This is a genomic window from Kitasatospora sp. NPDC030952 (assembly GCF_055571335.1).
Genome location: NZ_JBVIFM010000002.1, coordinates 515,478 through 535,844 on the forward strand (window position 1 = coordinate 515,478; position 20,367 = coordinate 535,844).

The 20,367-nt window shown below is 71.3% G+C and carries 17 protein-coding genes and 1 riboswitch; of the genes, 10 read left to right on the forward strand and 7 right to left on the reverse strand.

Annotation, left to right across the window (positions count from 1 at the left end; genetic code table 11):
- Nucleotides 1–28 precede the first annotated feature (28 nt).
- The gene (locus ACZ47G_RS07025; protein ID WP_465740426.1) at nucleotides 29–763 is read right to left on the reverse strand and encodes an MgtC/SapB family protein; all 735 of its coding nucleotides are present in this window, start codon (nucleotides 761–763) and stop codon (nucleotides 29–31) included.
- A gap of 204 nt (nucleotides 764–967) precedes the next feature.
- Nucleotides 968–2,632: an NRAMP family divalent metal transporter gene (locus tag ACZ47G_RS07030; RefSeq protein ID WP_465740427.1), complete on the reverse strand. Its 1,665-nt coding sequence runs from the start codon at nucleotides 2,630–2,632 to the stop codon at nucleotides 968–970.
- 357 nt (nucleotides 2,633–2,989) lie between these two features.
- A riboswitch (M-box (ykoK) riboswitch) is annotated at nucleotides 2,990–3,166 on the reverse strand.
- A 176-nt stretch (nucleotides 3,167–3,342) separates the two neighbouring features.
- Between ACZ47G_RS07030 and ACZ47G_RS07035 the strand changes: the two genes are divergently transcribed.
- The 4 genes from ACZ47G_RS07035 (at nucleotide 3,343) to ACZ47G_RS07050 (ending at nucleotide 8,384) form a co-directional block, all read left to right on the forward strand.
- The gene (locus ACZ47G_RS07035; RefSeq protein ID WP_465740564.1) at nucleotides 3,343–4,104 is read left to right on the forward strand and encodes an ABC transporter ATP-binding protein; all 762 of its coding nucleotides are present in this window, start codon (nucleotides 3,343–3,345) and stop codon (nucleotides 4,102–4,104) included.
- Entirely contained in the window at nucleotides 4,101–6,842 is a 2,742-nt protein-coding gene (locus ACZ47G_RS07040) for an FtsX-like permease family protein (RefSeq protein ID WP_465740428.1), read from the forward strand. Before ACZ47G_RS07035 ends, ACZ47G_RS07040 begins: the two co-directional genes overlap by 4 nt.
- A gap of 262 nt (nucleotides 6,843–7,104) precedes the next feature.
- Nucleotides 7,105–7,476 carry a BlaI/MecI/CopY family transcriptional regulator gene (locus tag ACZ47G_RS07045; RefSeq protein ID WP_380457480.1) on the forward strand — a complete coding sequence of 124 codons (372 nt, stop codon included), beginning with the start codon at nucleotides 7,105–7,107 and terminating at the stop codon, nucleotides 7,474–7,476.
- Nucleotides 7,473–8,384 carry a M56 family metallopeptidase gene (locus tag ACZ47G_RS07050; protein WP_465740429.1) on the forward strand — a complete coding sequence of 304 codons (912 nt, stop codon included), beginning with the start codon at nucleotides 7,473–7,475 and terminating at the stop codon, nucleotides 8,382–8,384. The genes ACZ47G_RS07045 and ACZ47G_RS07050 overlap by 4 nt, the downstream gene beginning before the upstream one ends.
- A gap of 73 nt (nucleotides 8,385–8,457) precedes the next feature.
- Here ACZ47G_RS07050 and ACZ47G_RS07055 read toward each other — a convergent pair whose 3' ends face one another.
- Entirely contained in the window at nucleotides 8,458–9,486 is a 1,029-nt protein-coding gene (locus tag ACZ47G_RS07055; protein ID WP_465740430.1) for a C40 family peptidase, read from the reverse strand.
- Between the two features lie 540 nt (nucleotides 9,487–10,026).
- On the opposite strand from ACZ47G_RS07055, the gene ACZ47G_RS07060 reads away from it, so the two are divergent.
- Genes ACZ47G_RS07060 through meaB form a run of 3 tightly spaced genes read left to right on the forward strand, consistent with a single transcriptional unit; the run spans nucleotide 10,027 to nucleotide 15,105 of the window.
- Complete coding sequence (locus tag ACZ47G_RS07060; RefSeq protein WP_465740431.1) at nucleotides 10,027–11,895, forward strand: methylmalonyl-CoA mutase family protein; 1,869 nt, start codon at nucleotides 10,027–10,029, stop codon at nucleotides 11,893–11,895.
- The gene (gene scpA, locus ACZ47G_RS07065) at nucleotides 11,892–14,099 is read left to right on the forward strand and encodes a methylmalonyl-CoA mutase (protein WP_465740432.1); all 2,208 of its coding nucleotides are present in this window, start codon (nucleotides 11,892–11,894) and stop codon (nucleotides 14,097–14,099) included. Before ACZ47G_RS07060 ends, scpA begins: the two co-directional genes overlap by 4 nt.
- A 13-nt stretch (nucleotides 14,100–14,112) precedes the next feature.
- On the forward strand, nucleotides 14,113–15,105 hold the full coding sequence (gene meaB, locus ACZ47G_RS07070; RefSeq protein ID WP_380459619.1) for a methylmalonyl Co-A mutase-associated GTPase MeaB: 993 nt from the start codon (nucleotides 14,113–14,115) through the stop codon (nucleotides 15,103–15,105).
- A 51-nt stretch (nucleotides 15,106–15,156) separates the two neighbouring features.
- On the opposite strand, the gene ACZ47G_RS07075 is transcribed toward meaB, so the two are convergent.
- On the reverse strand, nucleotides 15,157–15,648 hold the full coding sequence (locus tag ACZ47G_RS07075; protein WP_465740433.1) for an ATP-binding protein: 492 nt from the start codon (nucleotides 15,646–15,648) through the stop codon (nucleotides 15,157–15,159).
- Nucleotides 15,649–15,837: 189 nt separating this feature from the next.
- On the opposite strand from ACZ47G_RS07075, the gene ACZ47G_RS07080 reads away from it, so the two are divergent.
- Together ACZ47G_RS07080 and ACZ47G_RS07085 are read left to right on the forward strand one after the other, a co-directional pair.
- Nucleotides 15,838–16,164, forward strand: coding sequence for a putative quinol monooxygenase (locus tag ACZ47G_RS07080; protein ID WP_465740434.1), 327 nt, complete (start codon nucleotides 15,838–15,840; stop codon nucleotides 16,162–16,164).
- On the forward strand, nucleotides 16,161–17,399 hold the full coding sequence (locus tag ACZ47G_RS07085; protein WP_465740435.1) for a helix-turn-helix domain-containing protein: 1,239 nt from the start codon (nucleotides 16,161–16,163) through the stop codon (nucleotides 17,397–17,399). The genes ACZ47G_RS07080 and ACZ47G_RS07085 overlap by 4 nt, the downstream gene beginning before the upstream one ends.
- Before the next feature lie 128 nt (nucleotides 17,400–17,527).
- Here ACZ47G_RS07085 and cyaB read toward each other — a convergent pair whose 3' ends face one another.
- From cyaB to ACZ47G_RS07100, 3 genes are read right to left on the reverse strand one after another with little or no spacing between them, the layout of a single operon-like run.
- The gene (gene cyaB / locus ACZ47G_RS07090; RefSeq protein ID WP_465740436.1) at nucleotides 17,528–18,097 is read right to left on the reverse strand and encodes a class IV adenylate cyclase; all 570 of its coding nucleotides are present in this window, start codon (nucleotides 18,095–18,097) and stop codon (nucleotides 17,528–17,530) included.
- Complete coding sequence (locus ACZ47G_RS07095; protein WP_465740437.1) at nucleotides 18,081–18,698, reverse strand: HD domain-containing protein; 618 nt, start codon at nucleotides 18,696–18,698, stop codon at nucleotides 18,081–18,083. Before ACZ47G_RS07095 ends, cyaB begins: the two co-directional genes overlap by 17 nt.
- Before the next feature lie 13 nt (nucleotides 18,699–18,711).
- Nucleotides 18,712–19,791 (reverse strand): helix-turn-helix domain-containing protein, encoded by a 1,080-nt coding sequence (locus ACZ47G_RS07100; protein WP_465740438.1) that lies wholly within the window; start codon nucleotides 19,789–19,791, stop codon nucleotides 18,712–18,714.
- A gap of 229 nt (nucleotides 19,792–20,020) precedes the next feature.
- Here ACZ47G_RS07100 and ACZ47G_RS07105 point away from each other — a divergent pair, with 229 nt between their 5' ends.
- Nucleotides 20,021–20,194, forward strand: coding sequence for a hypothetical protein (locus ACZ47G_RS07105; protein ID WP_465740439.1), 174 nt, complete (start codon nucleotides 20,021–20,023; stop codon nucleotides 20,192–20,194).
- Nucleotides 20,195–20,367: the final 173 nt, after the last annotated feature.

Sequence of the window (20,367 nt, forward strand, 5' to 3'; positions counted from 1 at the left end):
GACCTTCCGTTCTACCCCCTCGGCGCGCTCAGGCGAGCGCCGGGCCGCTCGGGTCGTCCGAGTCGTCGTCCAGGTGCCAGTGCAGGTCCCGTACGCCCGGCTCCAGCGAGAGCCGGCTGACGACCTGCTCCAGCGCGGGGGCGACCTGGCCGGTGATCGCCACGGTGGCCCGCAGGCTGGTGGCGTCGCCCTGCTCGGTGCGGCGGGCCCGCAGGCCGGTGGGGGCGAGGCCGGAGGCGGCCAGGGCCTGGAGCAGCAGGGCCCGGATGTGGGTCTCGGACTTGCGCTCGCACTCCAGGTGGACGGTGGCCCGGGAGGTGGAGTCCGGGTCGCTGCCGGACTGCGGGGAGCGGTCGAGCAGCCGGCCGGCCGGGCGCAGCACCAGGTGGACGGCGAGCACGGCGAGGGTGCCGAGGGCGGCCAGTTCCAGCTTGCCGGAGGCGGCCAGCACTCCGACGGCGGCCGAACACCACAGCGTCGCGGCGGTGTTGAGGCCGCGTACGCCGGCGCCGTCGCGCAGGATCACGCCACCGCCGAGGAAGCCGATGCCGGAGACGACGTAGGAGGCGACCCGGGTGGGGCTGCCGGTGTCGCCGACCGCCTCGCTGTAGAGGACGAACAGGGTGGCGCCGGCGGCGACCAGGGCGTTGGTGCGCAGGCCGGCCATCCGGGCCCGCCACTGGCGCTCGACGCCGATCAGCGCGCCGCAGGCGACGCCGGTGGCGAGCCGGACCAGGAACTCGACGGTGGTCAGGGTGTGCACGACGGCACCTCCTCCAGGGGTTCACGGTTCAGGGTTCACGGGTTCAGCTGTTCAGCTGTTCAGCTGTTCAGCTGTTCAGTTGCTCAGGGGTACAGCTGTTCAGTGGTTCAGTGGTTCAGCTGTTCAGGGGGACCACGGGAAAGGGAACGGACGGGTGGCGAGCCGTTGCCCGCCACCCGTCCGTACGGGCTTCCGCTCGGCGGCTCAGTGGTTGAGCGCGGTCTGGACGACCTTGATGATGACCATGACCATCGCGATCAGCAGGTAGGCGCGCAGGGCGCCCATGCCGACCTTGCGGGCGGTGGACATCACCGGCTTCCCCAGGGTCTCCAGCGGGGGCATCCGCCAGTTCTCCCGGCCGGTGCGGTCGATCGGGTCCTCCTTGGTGCCGGTGCGGCCGGCGGTGAAGAAGTATCCGGCGACCAGCACCCCCGCCACGCCGCAGCCGGCCATGATCCACAGGATCGCGTCGGAGCTGATGTCCGGCCAGACCACCGAGGCGGTCAGGATCAGCGAGAGCATCACCAGCACGCCGACCACCGTCGAGGTGAAGGCGTTGGTCCTCGGCCCGTTGGCCCAGGGGCCGAGGACCGCCTTGTCGTTGCAGAGCAGCAGCAGGAAGACGGTGGCGGAGGGCAGCAGCACCCCGGCCAGCACCTGGACGAACTGGGTGATCAGGCCCTGGGTGTAGCCGTTGGAGAGCAGGGTGATGGTCGCGGCGACGGCCACCAGGCCGGCGTAGACCGCGTAGAAGCCCTTGGCGCCCTTGACGCCCCGGTGCAGCGAGTGCTTGATGCCGAGGACGTCGCCGATCGCGTAGGCGGTGGAGAGCGAGACCGCGAAGGCGCCGATGATCGAGGCGTCCAGCAGGGCGATGGCGAACAGCACGCCCGCCAGGTGGCCGGCCTTGGCCTCGATGCCCTTGGCGACGGCGGCCGTGTCGGAGAACTGGCCGAAGCCGTCGGTGCCCGCGAAGGCCGCCGCCGTGAGGCCGATCAGCGCGGCGGCGCCGATGATCACGATCGCGATGCCGATCCACAGGTCGACCTTCTCGTACTTCATGAAACGCGGGGTGATCCGCTTGTCGATGACGTACGACTGCTGGAAGAACAACTGCCAGGGGGCGACGGTGGTGCCGACGATCGAGATGATCACCATCATGACGGCCGCGAGCTGGCCGGCGCCGCCGGGCATGCTCGGGGTCACGAAGTCGTGGGCCATCTGCGAGGTCTTGGGGTGGACCAGGAAGTAGATCGGGACCAGCAGCAGCGAGCCGACGCACAGCGTGATGGCGACCCGCTCGAAGCGCTGGAAGGAGCCGGTGAAGGCCGAGGCGATGATGATCGCCGCCGCCAGCACCACCGAGGCGACCTTGGGCAGGCCCAGGTACCCGGCGGCCATCGTGACGCCGATGAACTCGGTGACCAGGGTCAGCGCGTTGAGCAGGAAGAGGTCGATGACGCTGAAGGCGCCCCAGAACCTGCCGAACCGCTCCAGGATCAGCCGGGCGTGCCCGACGCCGGTGACGGCGCCCAGCCGCAGCACCATCTCCTGGTTGACGTACAGCACCGGGACGAGCAGCAGCAGCGTCCAGAGCAGCTGGGTGCCGTAGTTCTGCCCGGCCTGGCCGTACGTCGAGAAGGCGCCGGCGTCGTTGTCGCCGACCATCACGATCAGGCCGGGGCCGACGATCGCCAGCAGGGTCTTGAGCCGGGCGGAGAGGCCGTGGCGGGGGGTGGTGTCGTCGAGTCGGATGGTGCCGAGCGCACCCTTGATGTCGCCGAGGTGGGCGTCGTCCAGGACGGCGGACCGGGCGGCGGCGGCAGTGGGGACCGTGGAGACGTTCGGGTCCAGCATCACGTTGGTCATGGCGGGGCCTCCCTCCCCCTTCCTTGAGGGGGTGTCAGGGGGCACGCAGCAGCGAACCTCCCTGCGGGCGCACGGCATTGACTCCGTACGGCGACGCTGAGCGGCGGCGGCCGTGCGGGCATGACGATGCGTCAGGCGGCTTGCGTCGAGGCGTGCTTGAGCGCACGACGAAGCGCCGGGTGAACGCGCAGGGAAAGTTGGTTACCGCGTGCCGGAGGTGTTCGAGAGCATGCGGGGGCAGGGGCTACTGTGGCCCGGACTATCGCAGTCCATGTCTCTCGCCTCCTCCCGGTCGGGGGCGCACCGTCTGTGCGCCGCATCGCGACACGGCAAGGAGCACACCGGCCTTCGAGGACCGGTACACCCCAACTCGTCAGAGCTTTGGCACTCCACGGCGTGTCCAGCCGGATCGGCCGGAAGCCACTTGGGATCAACCCTTAACTCGGGAAGACCTGTCCTGAACCTGGGCGTCTCTCGACGTCGTCGGGTCAGTGGCCTGTGTCCGTGAAGACGCCTCACCGAACGAGGTGCCTTTTCAAACCTCCCAAAGCATAGACCGGCCCGACCACCCGGTGTCACCTTTTCGGCTGACCTTCGACAGCTTTGTAGAACCTTGACCAAGCCCGCGACGGCTTGCGCATCCTCGGCCGACATATATAGTTCACCGACATATGCAGCTGAACAGCTCACGAGGGGGAACTGTGTCCCACATCGATCCGAGCCGGCCCGCACCCGTCCTGCAGCTGGCCGGGGTCTCCGGGGTGCACGGGCGCGGCGCCGCCGAGGTCCACGCCCTGCGCGCGGTCGACCTGACCGTCCACGCCGGCGAGTTCGTCGCCGTGATGGGGCCCTCCGGCTCCGGCAAGTCGACCCTGCTCACCCTGGCCGGCGGGCTGGACCTGCCCAGCGAGGGCCAGGTACTGGTCGAGGGCGTGACCCTCGGCGGCCTGAGCAAGGGCAAGCTCGCCGATCTGCGACGGCGCTCCGTCGGGTACGTCTTCCAGGACTACAACCTGATCCCGGCGCTCACCGCCGCCGAGAACATCGCCCTGCCACGCGAACTCGACGGCGTCTCCGGCCGCACCGCCCGCCGCGAGGCCCTGGCCGCCCTGGAGGAACTCGGCATCGGCGAACTCGCCGACCGCTTCCCCGACGACATGTCCGGCGGCCAGCAGCAGCGCGTCGCCATCGCCCGCGCCCTGATCGGCGAGCGCCGGCTCGTCCTCGCCGACGAACCCACCGGGGCACTGGACTCCGCCACCGGTGACGCCGTGCTCGCCGTGCTGCGCGCCCGCTGCGACGCCGGCGCCGCCGCCATGATGGTCACCCACGAGGCCTCCCACGCCAGTTGGGCGGACCGGGTGGTCCACCTGCGGGACGGTGCGGTCGCCTCGGAGAGCACCGGGCGCCGCTCCGGCGGCTGCCAGGCGGCCGTCCACCGTCCCCACGCACTGGACGGGGTGACGCGATGAGGCTCGGAGCATGGAAGATCGCCCTGCGGATCGCCCGGCGCGACGCCCTGCGCGCCAAGGGCCGCAGCGCCCTGATCCTGGCGATGATCGCGCTGCCCGTGCTCGGCGTCACCGGCGCCGACGTGGTCCACCGCAGCGGACAACTCTCCCCGGCCGAACGGGTCGAGCGGGTGGTGGGCGGCGCGGACGCGCTGGTCACCGCGCTCAACCCGGGCCAGACCGTCGAACAGGCCCCGATCGCCGAGGACGGCGCCTTCGCCGTCCAGCCCCGCCCGGGGCAGCAGCCGACGCCCGAACAGCTGAAGGCCGCCGGCACCGATCCGGCCACCCTGGTCGGCTCGCTGCTGCCGCCCGGCAGCGCACTCACCCCGGCCCGGCCGGGCCCGGAGACCGGCGCGACCTCCCCCGAGGGGCTGGTCCGCACCCTCACCACCGAGGCCGACCTGGGCGACCCGGTCTGGCGCGGCCGGCTCGACCTGGTCAAGGGCCGCGCCCCCGGCGCCCCTCACGAAGTGGCCGTCACCCAGGCCTTCCTGGACAACTCCGGGCTCCCGCTCGGCGGCACCACCACCGTCCAGGGGCTGGACGGGACCACCTTCACCATCACCGGTGTGGTGGAGCACCCGGGCGACCTCGGCCGGGTCGAACTCGTCGCCAGGCCGGGCGAGTTGCTCGACCCGCTGGCCGCCGCGACCAAGCCCGGGCAGGCCGCCGCCGACCGGCCCGGGAGCGGGCGCGCCGCCTGGCTGGTGCACCTGCCGGGCGGGGCCGCCCTCGACTGGGCCAAGGTCCAGCAGTTCAACGCCCACGGCTACACCCTGACCGCGCGCTCGGTCGCGCTCGACCCGCCGCCGTACCGGGCTGTCCCCTACTTCCGGGACTCCACGACCTACCACGACCCGGCCGGCGGCAACAGCACCAAGGTCGTGGTCGCGACCGTGACCGGGATGGCGCTGCTGGAGGTCGCCCTGCTCGCCGGGCCCGCCTTCGCGGTCGGCGCCCGCCGCTCCCGCCGCCAGCTCGCGCTGCTCGGCGCCGCCGGCGGCCGGCGCACCCACATCGGCGCGGTGGTGCTCGGCGGCGGCCTGGTGCTCGGCCTGGCCGGAGCGGCGCTCGGCGTGACGGTCGGCACCGGCCTGGTCGCCTGGCTGCGGCCGGTGATCGAGGAGGTCGGCGGAGCACGCTTCGGACACTTCGCCCTGCCTCCGCTGGACCTGCTGGCGATCGCCGGGATCGGCCTGCTCACCGCGCTGCTCGCGGCCGCGCTGCCCGCCTGGCAGGCCGCCCGGCGCAGCGTCACCGCCGGCCTCACCGGGCGGGACACCGTCCAGGCGCCCAACCGCCTGGTCACCGTGGTCGGCGTGGTGCTGATCCTCGGCGGCGGCGCGATCGCGATGTACGGCGCGGGCGCGGTGCAGCGCGGCCTGCCCGTGGTGAGCACCTACGACACCCGCACCCTCACCGTGCTGGGCGGCTCGGTCACCGCCGAACTCGGCCTGCTCGCCTGCACCCCGGTGCTGGTCGCCCTGTTCGGCCGGCTCGCCGGACGACTGCCGCTCGGCCCCCGGCTGGCCCTGCGGGATTCCGCCCGCAACCGCTCCCGCACCGCACCGGCCGTGGCCGCGGTGATGGCCGCCGTCGCCGGGGCCGTCGCCATCGGGGTGTACAGCACCAGCACCGACGCCGAGAACCGGCGCGACTACCGGCCGGAGGCCCCGTACGGCGCCGTCCAGCTGATCGCCCACAGCGAGGGGCCGCAGGCCGCACAGCTGCCGATCGAGGTGGAGAAGCAGCTCACCGGGCTCGGGCCGCGCGCCGATGTCGGCCAGGCGGTCTACCGCTTCTGCGACAACTGCTCCAGCGCCGTCCAGCTCAAGGGCACCCCGAACTGGCGCACGCTCACCGCCGTCCCGCACCTGGCCACCGGCGACGCCACCGTGCTGCACAACCTCTTCGACATACGGGACCAGAAGGCCGAACAGGCCCTGGCCGCAGGGCAGATGCTGGTCTTCGACCGGTCGCTGGTCGGCGCCGACGGCAAGGTCGTGATGGAGCTGCGCGGGGGCGGCGGCGGACCGCTGCAGCCCGGGCAGATCCCCAAGCCCGACCTCCAGGAGATCCCGGTGGACGCGGTGCTGGTCGACAACCCGGACGCCGCCCGCTTCGCCCAGGGCCTGGTGCCGACCACCGCGCTGGCCAAGCTCGGCCTCTCCTCGGCCCCCCAGGGTTCGGTGTGGCGCCCGGCCACCCCGCCCGACCGCAAGGCCCAGCAGCGGGCCGCGGCCGCCGCCGCCCAGCTGGACCACTACTCGGAGCTGGACGTCGAACGCGGCTACCAGTCGAAGGGCGACGCCCTCACCCTCGCACTCACCGGCTTCGCCGGACTCGTGGTGCTCGGCGCCGCCGGGATCGCCACCGGACTCGCCGCCGCCGACTCCCGGCAGGACCAGGCCACCCTGGCCGCCGTCGGCGCTCCGCCGCGGATCCGCCGGACCATGGCGGGCCTCCAGTGCGCGCTGATCGCCCTGCTCGGGGCGGTGCTCGGAGCGGCCAACGGCTTCATCCCGGCCGTGGGGCTGCTGAAGTCCCGGGCCAGCGGGTTCGGTTCGAAGCCGATGCTGCTGGCCGCGCCCTGGGGCGAACTGCTGCTGGTGGTGCTGGTGCTGCCGGTGGTGGCGGGGCTGCTCGCGGCGCTGCTCACCCGCTCCAGGGTGCCGCTGGCGCGACGGCTCTCCTGACTCCTCCTCTCCGTCCGCCTCCCCACGTCGTTTCCCACCCGATTCCCATCCGATTCCCACCCGTTCGAGCACGTCGAACGCGCCTCGAGCCCCGACTGAGCACCACCCGAACACCATCCGAACACCACCCGGGCACCGCCCGGACTCCGTGGGCGCCCGTCCCTTCCACCAGGGGGCGGGCGCCCGGCGCTCGCCGTACGATGGGCCGCGTTCCAGCGGGCGAAGGGCGCCGGCAGTCGGTGCGGCGAGGGAGACGAGGGCGGTGCTACGGGGTTTCGGCGATCTCGAGGCCGAGATCATGGACCGGCTGTGGTCCTGGGGCCGGCCGGCCACGGTGCGCGAGGTGGTCGACGACCTCCAGCGGCAGCGGGCCGTCGCCTACACCACCGTGACCACCGTCGCCGACATCCTGCACACCAAGGGCTGGCTGCGCCGCGACAAGGTCGGCCGCGCCTGGGTGTACGAGCCCACCTGCACCCGCGAGGCGTACACCGCCCAGCTGATGCACCAGGCGCTGGACACCAGCACCGACCGGGCCGGCGCGCTGCTGCACTTCGTCGACCGGATCAGCGGGGACGAGGCGTCCGCGCTGCTCGCCGCCCTCGAACAGGTGAAGACCCGGGACACCGAGTGACGCTCGCCCTGCTCGGCCTCTACCTGGCCGTGACCGGCGTGCTGCTGCCCCGCCGACTGGCCGGCTCGCCCCGGCTCCAGGCCCGGCTCCAGACCCGGCCGACCCTCGGTGCGGCGCTGTGGCTGGCGCTGATGGCCTCCTTCACCGTCGCCCTGGTGCTCGCCGCGCACCACGCCGTCGAGCCCGCCGCGCACGAGCCGGCCGGGCTGATCGGCCTGCTCCCCCACCTCGAACCGACCGGGCCGGTACTGCCGCACACCCACGGCCGCTGGCTGCCGCCCGCCGCCGGGGCGCTGCTCGCCGTACTGGCCGCCGTCGGCGTCCGGGCCGGGCGGGCCCGGCGGCGCCACCGGGCGATGCTGGACGTGGTCGCCGTACGGGAGCGGCGCTGGGGCGCGCTGGTGCTGGAGCACGCCCACCCGACGGTCTACTGCCTGCCCGGGCGGCGCTCCCGGGTCGTACTGTCGCGCGGGGCGCTGCGACTGCTGGACGAACGGCAGCTGGCCGCGGCCGTCGCCCACGAGCACGGGCACATCCGCGGCCGCCACCACCTGTTCCGGCTGCCCGCCGACACCTTCGCGCTGCTGCTGGGGCCGCTGCCGCTGGCCCGGCTGGGGCGCTCGGAGGTGGCGCTGCTGCTGGAGATGGCGGCGGACGACGCGGCGCTCACACAGGTGTCCCGGACTGAACTCGCCTCGGCGCTCTGCGCGTTGGCCACCTCCGGGGCGACTCCGGACGCAACGCTCGGAGTCGCCTCCACCGGGGTGCTGGCCAGGGTCCGCCGACTGGCCCGGCCTGGCGGCGGCCGGCGGAGCCGACCGGGCGGGCGGATCGGGGTGTTGACCCGGTCGGCGCTGCCGGTCCTGCCGGTCCTGCCCTACCTGCTGGCCTGCGCGCCGCATCCGTGATCCGGGCCCGACGGCGTGGGGCCCGGGCCCGGCGATACGGGACCCGGGCCGGGCGGCGCGAGGCGTGGCGGCGTTACGGGCGGACGGCGCCCTTGTAGGGCATCGCGGAGATCGGCAGGACCTCGACGTTCTTGCCGGTGCGCGGGGCGTGGATCATCTTGCCGTCGCCGATGTAGATGCCGACGTGGTGGATGTCGTCGTAGAAGAAGACCAGGTCACCGGGCTGGAGGTCGGAGCGGGCGACCTTCGGACCGTCGTTCCACTGATCCTGGGAGATCCGGGAGAGCTTGACGTTCGCCGCGCGGTAGGCGGCGCCGGTGAGGCCGGAGCAGTCGAAGCTGTTGGGGCCGGTGGAGCTCCACTGGTACGGCTTGCCGAGCTGGGCGTAGGCGAACTGGACGATCGCGGCGGCGCGGCCGCTGGCCGGCGGGGCCGGGGCGGTCATGTCCGGACGGGCCGAGGAGCGGGAGGCGCGGTCGGCCTCGGCCGCCTGCCGGGCCTCGGTCTTGGCCTTGTCGGCGGCCTGCTGGGCGTTGACCTTGGCGCGGTCCTCGGCGCTCAGCTTGTTGAGCGTGGCCTGGGCCTGGGCGAGCTTGGTCTGGATCTGCTGCTTCTTGGCCGTCAGCTCGGTGCCGACCGAGTCGAGCTGGGCGAGCGTTGCGGTCGCCTCGACGCGGTCCTGGTCGAGCTTGCGCTGCTCCTCCTGGGCCTGCTTGAGCAGGGCCGCCTGGCTGCCGGCGACCTGGTTCTGTGCCGAGGCGCGCTCCAGGTAGCCGGCCGGGTCGGAGTCGAGCATCAGTCGGACGGACGGGTCGATGCCGCCGTTGCGGTACTGGTCGGCGGCGACCGCGCCGAGCCGGGTGCGCAGCTCGTTCATCGCCTCCTGACCGCGGGCGACCTTCTCCTGGATCCGGTTGGCGTCGCCCTGGAGCTTCTGCTGCTTGTCCTGGAAGCCGTTGTACTGCTCGATGGACTGCTCGGCCTCCTCGTTGAGCTTGTCCACCTGCTCCTTGACCGAGGCGAGGCTGGGGGCCGGTTCGGCATGGGCGGTGCCGGCGGCGAGCACCGCTCCGCCGGCCATCGCCGTCGTGAGGACCGCCATGCGGGCCCGACTCGGGGGGCTGGGCTTGCGGCGCTTTCCCATCGGGTGGGCTCTCCTTCGGGGGGCGGGCGGGGAGGTTCGGTGACGCGTGGACACTCGTAGGAACGTCGGGGAGGCGTTCGCACGTTCATCCGGAGTAGTCGGGGGGCGCTCGGGGGGCGCTCGGGGGGCGCTCGGACGCTCAGGTGGCACTGCGGGCACTGCGGGCACTGCGGGGTGCTCGGGAGCGGTCGGGAGCGGTCTGGGGTGCTCGGGAGCGCGAAAAGACAGCGAAGGACGGGCGGAGCCGTACGGGGGATGCCGTCCCCGCCCGCCTTCTTCGAAGTAACTTAATAGATGAGGGGCGGGGTTCCGCAATCCCCCTGATCCCGGGCACTTTCCCCGGACCACTCCGCCCCCTGCGACCCGCCCCGCAACCCACCCCGTGGCACTCCCCGCCGCACGGAGTGCGAACACCGTGCCGGAAGCACGCCAAATCGAGAACAAGGTCACACGCGACGCCCCTCCTTCCGGTCCGCTAACGGGCGCTAACCTGCGCACATGAAGGTCCCGCCCGAAAGGCTCCCCCTCGCCGCCGAGTTCCCGGCCGCGCACCGTGAGCAGTGGCAGCAGCTCGTCGAGGGTGTGCTGCGCAAGTCCGGCGCCCAGCCCGAGGACGCCGCCGCCGCCGAGCAGGCGCTCACCACCGCGCTCCCGGACGGGCTGCGCGCCCGCCCGCTGTACACCGCCGAGAACACCACCGCCGAGCCCGGCTACCCCGGCTTCCCGCCGTTCGTCCGCGGCGGCCGGCCGCAGGGCTCCGCCGTCGCCGGCTGGGACGTACGCCAGCGGCACGCCGACCCGGACCGGCGGCGCGCCAACGAGGCCGTACTGGCCGACCTGGAGCACGGCGTGACCTCGCTCTGGCTGGAGCTGGGCGGCGAGGGCCTGCCGGTCACCGCCCTGCCCGAGGCGCTCGCCGGGGTGTACCTGGACCTCGCCTCCGTGGCCCTCGACGCCGGACCCGAATTCACCGCCGCCGCCGAGCAGTTGTTCACGCTGTACCAGGAGCGCGCGGTCTCCCCCGACGCCGCCGCCGGCAACCTCGGCGCCGACCCGCTCGGCCTCCAGGCCCGTACCGGCTCCGCCGCCGAGACCGACGTCCTGCTCACCGAGGCCGCCGGCCTGGCCGCCCGCTGCGCCGCCGAGTACCCGAACGTCCGGGCGCTCACCGTGGACGCCCTGCCGTACCACGAGGCCGGCGCCTCCCCCGCCCAGGAACTGGGCTGCGCGCTGGCCACCGGCGTCGCCTACCTGCGCGCGCTGACCGCCGCCGGACTCCCCGTCGACACCGCGCTCGGCCAGCTGGAGTTCCGCTACGCCGCGGACGCCGACCAGTTCCTCACCATCGCCAAGTTCCGTGCCGCGCGCCGCCTCTGGGCCCGCGTCGCCGAGGTGTCCGGTGCCTCCGCCGAGGCCTCGGCGCAGCGCCAGCACGCCGTCACCTCCCGGGTGATGATGACCGCCCGCGACCCGTGGGTGAACATGCTGCGCACCACCGTCGCCTGCCTGGCCGCCGGGGTCGGCGGCGCCGACGCCGTCACCGTGCTGCCCTTCGACAGCGCGCTCGGCCGGCCCGACGCCTTCGCCCGCCGAATCGCCCGCAACACCCAGTCGATCCTGCTGGAGGAGTCCCACCTGGCCCGGGTGATCGACCCGGCCGGCGGCTCCTGGTACGTCGAGCAGCTGGGCGAGGAGCTGGCCCAGGCCGCCTGGGCCTGGTTCCAGGAGATCGAGCGGGCCGGCGGCCAGTTCGCCGCCCTGACCTCCGGCCTGGTCGGCGAGCGGATCGCGGCGACCTGGGCCGAGCGGTCGGTGAAGCTCGCCAAGCGGCGCGAACCGGTCACCGGCGTCAGCGAGTTCCCGCTCCTGGACGAGCAGCCGCTGGTCCGCGAGCCGGCCCCGGCGCGGTACGCGGGCGGGCTGCCGCAGGTGCGCCGGGCCGAGGCGTACGAGGCGCTGCGGGACCGCTCGGACGCCTTCGTCGCCGCGACCGGCGCCCGTCCGACGCTGTTCCTGGCCTCCATCGGCAGCGCCTCCGCGCACACCGGACGCACCACCTTCGCGGCCAACCTGTTCCAGGCCGGCGGCATCGCGACGACCTCCGTCGAGGGCGTCGACCCGGTCGCGTTCGCCTCGGCGTTCCGGGAATCCGGTGCGACCGTCGCCTGCCTGTGCTCCAGCGACGCCCTGTACGGCGAGCACGCCGCGTCCGTCGCCGAGGCCCTGAAGGCGGCCGGCGCCCAGCGGGTGCTGCTAGCCGGTCGCCCGGCCGAAGTGCCCGCCGGAGTGGACGAGTTCATCTACGCGGGCGGTGACGCGATCGCCGTCCTCACCTCCCTGCTGGACCTCATTGGAGTGGCGCGATGATCCCCGACTTCACCGGCATCGGGCTGAACGGCGACGGCGCCCGCCCGGACGTCACCGACGAGCAGTGGCAGGCCGCCTGGCGCCGGACCACCGGCAAGGACGCCGACGAACTGGTCTGGGACACCCCCGAGGGCATCGGCGTCAAGCCGCTGTACACCGCGGCCGACCTGGCCGGCGTGGACTTCCTGGAGACGTACCCCGGCATCGCCCCGTACCTGCGCGGGCCGTACCCGACCATGTACGTCAACCAGCCGTGGACCGTCCGCCAGTACGCGGGCTTCTCCACCGCCGAGGAGTCCAACGCCTTCTACCGCCGCAACCTGGCGGCCGGCCAGAAGGGCCTCTCGGTCGCCTTCGACCTGCCGACCCACCGCGGCTACGACAGCGACCACCCGCGGGTCACCGGCGACGTCGGCATGGCGGGCGTCGCCATCGACTCCATCTACGACATGCGCCAGCTCTTCGACGGCATCCCGCTGGACAGGATGTCGGTGTCGATGACCATGAACGGCGCCGTGCTGCCTGTGCTCGCGCTGTACATCGTGGCCGCCGAGGAGCAGGGGGTGCCCCCGGAGAAGCTCGCGGGGACCATCCAGAACGACATCCTCAAGGAGTTCATGGTCCGCAACACCTACATCTACCCGCCGCAGCCGTCGATGCGGATCATCTCGGACATCTTCGCGTACACCTCGCAGAAGATGCCCCGGTACAACTCGATCTCCATCTCCGGCTACCACATCCAGGAGGCCGGAGCCACCGCCGACCTGGAACTCGCCTACACCCTGGCCGACGGGGTCGAGTACCTGCGCGCGGGCCTGGACGTCGGCCTGGACGTGGACGCCTTCGCGCCGCGGCTGTCGTTCTTCTGGGCGATCGGCATGAACTTCTTCATGGAGGTCGCCAAGCTGCGCGCGGCCCGGCTGCTGTGGGCCAAGCTGGTCAAGCAGTTCGACCCGAAGAACGCCAAGTCGCTGTCCCTGCGCACCCATTCGCAGACCTCGGGCTGGTCGCTCACCGCCCAGGACGTGTTCAACAACGTGACGCGTACCTGCGTGGAGGCGATGGCCGCCACCCAGGGCCACACCCAGTCGCTGCACACCAACGCCCTCGACGAGGCGCTGGCGCTGCCCACCGACTTCTCCGCCCGCATCGCCCGCAACACCCAGCTGCTGCTGCAGCAGGAGTCGGGCACCTGCCGGGTGATCGACCCGTGGGGCGGCTCGGCGTACGTCGAGAAGCTGACCCAGGACCTCGCCACCCGGGCCTGGCAGCACATCCAGGAGGTCGAGGCGGCCGGCGGCATGGCCAAGGCCATCGACGCGGGCATCCCCAAGATGCGCGTCGAGGAGGCCGCCGCCCGCACCCAGGCCCGGATCGACTCCGGCCGCCAGCCGGTGATCGGCGTCAACAAGTACCGGGTGGAGAACGACGAGCAGATCGACGTGCTCAAGGTCGACAACTCGGCGGTCCGGGCCCGGCAGATCGAGAAGCTGCGGCGGCTGCGGGAGGAGCGCGACGAGGCGCTGACCCAGTCCGCCCTGCGCGCGCTGACGGCGGCCGCCGAGGCCGGCCCGCAGCGCGGCGGCTCGCTGGACGGCAACCTGCTGCACCTGGCCGTCAACGCGGCCCGGGCCAAGGCGACGGTCGGCGAGATCTCGGACGCCCTGGAGAAGGTGTACGGCCGCCACTCCGGCCAGATCCGTACCATCTCCGGTGTGTACCGAGACGAAGCGGGCCCGTCGGCGCCCCTCCAGCGCACCCGCGACCTGGTCGAGCGGTTCGAGCGGGCCGAGGGCCGGCGGCCGCGCATCCTGGTCGCCAAGATGGGCCAGGACGGCCACGACCGCGGCCAGAAGGTGATCGCCACCGCCTTCGCCGACCTCGGCTTCACGGTCGACGTCGGCCCGCTGTTCCAGACCCCGGCCGAGGTCGCCCGCCAGGCCGTCGAGGCGGACGTGCACATCGTGGGCGTGTCGTCGCTGGCCGCCGGGCACCTCACGCTGGTGCCCGCGCTGCGCGCCGAACTGGCCGCTGCGGGGCGGGAGGACATCACCATCGTGGTCGGCGGCGTCATCCCGCCGCAGGACTTCGAGGCGCTGTACGAGGCCGGCGCGGCAGCGGTGTTCGGGCCGGGCACGGTGATCCCGGAGGCGGCGTACGACCTGCTGACGGCGCTGGCGGCCGATCTCGGCCACGAGCTGTGATCGCCTGATCGCCATGCCTCCTCGGACCATCGACCTCGATGCCTATGTGACGGGTGTCCTGGACGGCTCGCGCGCCTGGATCGCGCGCGCCGTCACCCTCGTCGAGTCCACCCGGCCCGACCACCGCGCGCTCGCGCAGCAGTTGCTCCAACGGCTGCTGCCGCACGCGGGCGGGGCGGTACGGGTGGGCATCACCGGCGTGCCCGGTGTCGGCAAGTCGACTTTCATCGACTCCTTCGGGACGATGCTGACGGCGGCGGGCCACCGGGTCGCGGTGCTCGCCGTCGACCCCACCTCCAGCCGGACCGGCGGCTCCATCCTGGGCGACAAGACCCGGATGGAGCGGCTCGCGGTCGATCCGGCCGCCTTCGTCCGGCCGTCGCCCACCTCGGGGACGCTGGGCGGCGTCGCCAAGGCCACCCGGGAGTCGATGGTGGTCATGGAGGCGGCCGGGTACGACGTGGTGCTGATCGAGACGGTGGGGGTCGGACAGTCCGAGACGGCGGTGGCCGGGATGGTCGACACCTTCCTGCTGCTGTCACTGGCCCGCACCGGCGACCAGCTCCAGGGCATCAAGAAGGGCGTGCTGGAGCTCGCGGACGTCATCGCCGTCAACAAGGCGGACGGGCCGCACGAGCGGGACGCGAAGGCCGCGGCGCGTGAACTCGCGGGCGCGCTCCGGCTGTTGCAGCCGCCGGACGCGGCATGGACGCCGCCGGTGCTCACCTGCAGCGGGCTCGACGGGGCCGGGCTGGACGTGCTGTGGGAGCGGCTGCAGCAGCACCGCAAGGTGCTCGACGCGACGGGCGCCCTGGCGGCGAAGCGGCGGGAGCAGCAGGTCGAGTGGACGTGGGCGATGGTCCACGACCAGCTGTACGCGCGGCTGCACGAACACCCGGAGGTGCGACGGCTCACCCCGGAACTGGAGGCCCAGGTGCGGGCCGGTACGCTGCCGGCGGGGCTGGCCGCGCAACGGATCCTGGACAGCTTCTTCGGTACGACCTGAGGGGGCCGGGGGCCAACAGCACCCACCACACGAGGCGGGCGGTGGTCACCACTACGCCACCTCACAGACGGTGGAGAGATCGAGCGCCGTGCCCCACCCATGCGTGGGGCACGGCGCTTCGGCGTCTGCCTGGTACTCGAACCACACCACCTTGCCCGCATCCGTCGGCCGCCACCCCCAGGCGTGTGCCAGCGCTTCAACGAGCAACAACCCACGCCCACCGGTCGCTTCGTCGTCGCGATCCCGCCGGGGCAACTCCGGACACCGGTCGGCCACCTCCACCCGCACCCGGCCACTACGACGGCGGACGGACACGACGCAGCACTCCCCCGTGTGCAGCAGCGCATTCGCGATGACTTCGCTCGCACACAACTCCACTTCCTGAAGGGCGTCTTCCGTCAGCGACACCCCCCACTCCCGCAGGATCGCCACCACCAGCCGCCGCGCCGCCGGCACGGCATCCGGCCCCGGCGGCACACCCCACTCCAAGGGAACCGGGAATCGAGCGTTACTCAGCGGACTGACAATCACGTTCCACCCCACTACTCCTCCATCGCTGCAGATGGACAGGCGCCGCCGATGAACGGCAGCAAGAGGGATCCCACCCGTCGCTCTATGCCACGGTGTCGACACTGAAAGTAGTCACAGAGAAACTGCGAGTCGAGTGACTCTGCTACTCGCAGACCTTCATCGAGTCGTGTGAGACTCAACCAATCCAGGAAGGGAAGAACCATGGGATTCGGTCTGGTTGTGCGCTTCGTCGCCCATGACGCGGCAGCAGCTCACGCCTTCGACGCTCTGGCCGCGGAAGCCCTCGAAGGGATCCGCCGCCTGGAGCCCGGAACACTCGTATACGTCAACCACCTCGTGCCGGACGAACCTCGCGTCCGGATCTTCTACGAGCTGTACGCGGACCGCGCAGCCTTCGAGGACCACGAACGCCAGCCGCATGTCCGTCAGTTCCTCTCCGAGCGCGGACAGTACCTCGAATCGTTCGAGGTCACGTTCTTGGAGGAGGTCTCCAGCAAGGGCTCATCGGACGGCAAGGCCGCCCGATGAGCCCTGAAGAGCGACGCGCGTTCGGTGCCCGAGTGGCCCAGCTGCGCAAGAGTCGTGGCATGAGACAAGATCAGCTCGCCGCTGCCATCAACCGAACTGCCAGCTGGGTTTCCCAAGTCGAGCGCGGGGTTCAACCGGTCGTCCGACTCGACGTGCTCCAGTTGCTGGCAAACGGCCTCGGCGTGTCCATTCAGACGCTGCGGCCCGATGCTCCAACCCCGACCACGCCCGGTTCCGCTTCCGGAGATCGTGCCAACGACCTTGACCAGGCACGGCTTTGCCTGCCTGGCCATCCAGCTCTCGACTCGCTGATCAATGCGCCTGCGAACGCAGGCGCACCTGACATCGCCGAGCTGAGGGCCGCGGTCGAGGACCTTTGGCTTCTGACGCACAGTGCGCGATTCTCCGAGCTGAGCACAGTCATCTCGAACACCCTGCCGCGCCTGGAGAGGGCCTCACGAACTGCGACCGGTAGAGATCGATCCGAGATCCACCTGCTACTCAGCCAGGCATACCAGGCAGTAGCCGCAGCCTTTGTCCGCCAGGACGAGGCAGATGCAGCCTGGGTGGCCGCCGATCGCGCCATCCGCGCCGCTGAGCAGTCCGGTCAACCGCTCCATGTCTTCGCTGGCATCTACCGGTTGGCCCACGCATTCGTCCGGCTACGGCGCCTGGACCAAGCAGAACACTCGGCAGGGAGCGCCGTGGCAGCCCTCCGGGCGTACACCTCGACGGACAGCCCAGCACCTGAAGCGCTCTCCGTCCTCGGCGCGCTTCACTTGGTCCTCGCGTTGACCGCCGCCCGCGCCGGTCAACGCGAACAAGCGCGGTCGGAACTTTCGAATGCCAGAGAGGTCGCTGCGCGACTCGGTGAGGACCGGAACGACTTCAATCTGGAGTTCGGCCCGACAAACGTCGAAGTCCAAGCCGTCTCGACCGCTGTCGATCTCGGCGATGCAGGCGAGGCACTGGACCTGGGTCTGCGAATCGATGCCAGTCAGCTCTCACCTGAGCGAAGGTCCAGACTTCTCATCGACCTCGGTCGCGCTCACGCTCAACGTCGACAGCTCGGAGAGGCTCTTGAATTCCTGCTTCGTGCAGAGGAGTTGGCACCGGAGAGCGTCCGGAGCCATTCATCAGCTCGGGCGACGATCCGAGAGCTCATCCTCATCGCCGGCCGGAGCGCACCGCCGGAACTACTTCAGCTTGCCAAGCGCGCGAATGCCAAGGGGTGATGCACGGCAGGGAACGAGATCACGGGCCACCAAAGACTGACAGGCGACGTCGTCACCCACGCGCGGCAGCGAGGTGTACAGCAGCGTGCTCGCCCCCACCGGAGGACGGGCACGCTGGACCCTCCGGGTCACACCGGCCGCGCTGTCGCGACCGCATCGGTGTACAGCTCCGTCGTCAAGTCACCTTCTCCGATGCCAAGTTCCGACAACACTCCACGAACGAGCTCGAGTGCCGGTCCAAGTTCGTTCTCCGTCACCACCACGGTCTCGACCTCGATGAACGTGGCGTCGTCCAACTCGGGTACGTGCACAAGCGTTACCAGCACCCGCCGGCCATCGCGTTCGAACGCGTAGTTGCGGCACCGCTTCTCGAACGCGATGCGCGAAACGAAACTCAGGCCCCGAACGATCTCGTGCATCGCATCGGCGTCCTCGACACGTGTCTCGGCCTCCGGCTTCGAGCCGGAGGCCTCGTCCACCCTGGCGCCCTTGTACGTGAGCACTGTCCGTGTGTCGTCCAGGCCGTGCACGGTGCGGATCCGCAGCTCACGGTCGGCCCCCATCAGGCTGCCGTCCGGCGCGTCGTAGTACGTGTCCCGGTAGACCTCGGCCCGGCCGGCGCCGTACCGGTCCTCCAACTGCCTGAGCACACCCTCCGGGTCTCGCACGACCGCCTTGAGCTCAGCCTCGATCGCCATCCTGGTCCCTCCGCTCCCTGTCGAGCGGCTTCTCGCCGAGAGCAGCGCGGAGCCAGTCCAGGGAGTCGCTCGCCAGAATCGCATCGGCGAGGGCGTTACCCGACTTCGTGGTGAGCCGCCCCCGGCTGTTGTCGATCCATCGCTGCGCGTTGGCATAACCCTGCGCCTTGTACTCGACGCCCTGGATCATGCATTCGAGCTTGTCCGCATCCCGCGCGCAGACCGCCTCCGGCGTTTCCTTCCCCTCGTACTCCGCGACGAGGTCCTGAATGGCCGAGGCCAGGATCTCCGGCATCCCGGCAACCTGGTCAGCCGTCACGGCCACCGGATCCGCGCCCGGCGCGTACTTCTTGCCCAGGTGATTGACGTCCCCGGTGCGCGTCTCCTGCGAGTCGTGCCAGACCGCGAGGAATGCGGCCTGCGCCGGGTCGGCGCCCTCCAGCTTGGCGATCACCGAGGCGATCAGCGCGGTCCGCCAGGAGTGCTCGGCGACCGACTCCGGATCGCGAACCCCTGCCATCCACCAGCCCGTGCGCTTGGTCTGCTTGAGCGTCCCGGCTTCGAACAGGAACCTCGCCACCGAGGTCAGGTCGTCCGTCATCCTCTGGCTCCTCTCACGCCTCGGCAAGGCGGATCGCGTAACGGATGCTGTCGAGTTCACGCCGCCCTCGTGGTGAGAGCTCCCGCCCATCCAACAGCACTGGAAGCCGTTCGCGCAGTGCTCGGGCTACGGCCCCGGAGTGCAGCATGTTCGGCCGCGCCTGGAGCAGCGACCACACCGTGTGGATGTTGAGCTCGACGTACCCGTGCTGAGGAACGAGGCCCTGAGCGAGGTGGGCCAGCAGCTTGTCGCCTGTCCACGGCCCAGGCCTCCCAGCGGCGATGAAGTCGTCGGAGAGTTCCGGCGAGGGAACTTCACCGATCCAGTAGGCCCAATAGTTGAGGTTTGCAATTGAGCCCTTCTCATCCGCCAACTCCGCGTCAATGAAGTGACTCATGCGGTCCCGGTCACCGTGCCGGGCGGAGACCATGGCGACGGAACGGGAGTTGAGCCAGCTGGTCAGCCAATCGTCCGGCTTCGCGGTTCGCTGCTGGTGCGCGAGCCAATCCCGGGTGTCACCGCGGTCGTCGAACCCGGCTAGATAGAGCGCCTGACGGCGAACAAGGAAGCGCCCTGGCCCCCGCGCTTCCTCCGCCGTCTGCCGCATTGCCGCGAAGAACCGGATGCGGTCGGCGACGGCCAGCTCCGGCCCGCTCGGGACTGGACCCCTTCGTGGACGTGGCGGGGGCGGTAGGTCACGCACGGCCTTCGGTGCCACACCACTGAGCGGCCACATGAAGATCTCCACGAGGTCTCGCTGCAGCACCATCGATCCGAGCGGGCCATCGTGCGCCGCTCGGCCTGCGAGTGCACCGGTCAAGAGGATGTCCGCCTCGAAGGCGCGCTCCAGGGTCTGCAGAACTGCAGGAGCCGTGCCCATCCGCATCAGCCGGTGACGGTGTGCGAGCATCTGGCCGATAGGCATGGCCGTGAGCGGACGCCGACCACTCTCCCAGCCGGCAATGGTGTCCGGTGAAACTGCCAGCTGCTCGGCGAAATCGTCCTGTGTGCAACCGTGCTGTTCACGTATCACCCGAAAGACGTACCCCGAGATGGTGCCGGATCGCAGACGTGACGTTCGCCCCTGACTCATAGTCAGGGTTTCCGGTGAGCTCGACCGCATGAGATCCCCCACTTTCGGGAGTTCGCGCCAACGTACCTGTACTGGTGGTCACTTCAGGTCGTGATCTCAGACACCTACCGTCGTAGACATCCCGACTGACGTTAGTCGGACGGCCTCGCAGGCCTGGGTCATCTGCCCAGGCCTGCGACGCACGACCGACGGCATCAGGACGAGCATCACGACTAGGTAGGAGAATCCCATGGGATGGGGTACCGGCAAGGGCGGAAGCTCCGGCGGCAGCGGCGGCTCGAACGACGGCGGCAAGGGTAAGCACGCGGGGAAGAAGGACTTCGGCACCGGCAAGTCGACCCCGGACACCTCGTCCGGATCGAGCGCCGGCAAGCACAGCAAGGACGGCGACAAGAGCAAGTGACCCCACACCAGCCCGGCCTGGAGCAGACCGCCGTGCGCGGTCTGCTCCAGGCAGTGTCCCGCTACCTCGGCCATGACGTGGCTCCCGAGTGGCGGGGGGGGGGGGGGGGGGGGGGGGAGAAACAGGGTCGCTCTCTGTCGTCCGCAAGCTTCTTCCTCCCACAAGAAGATCAC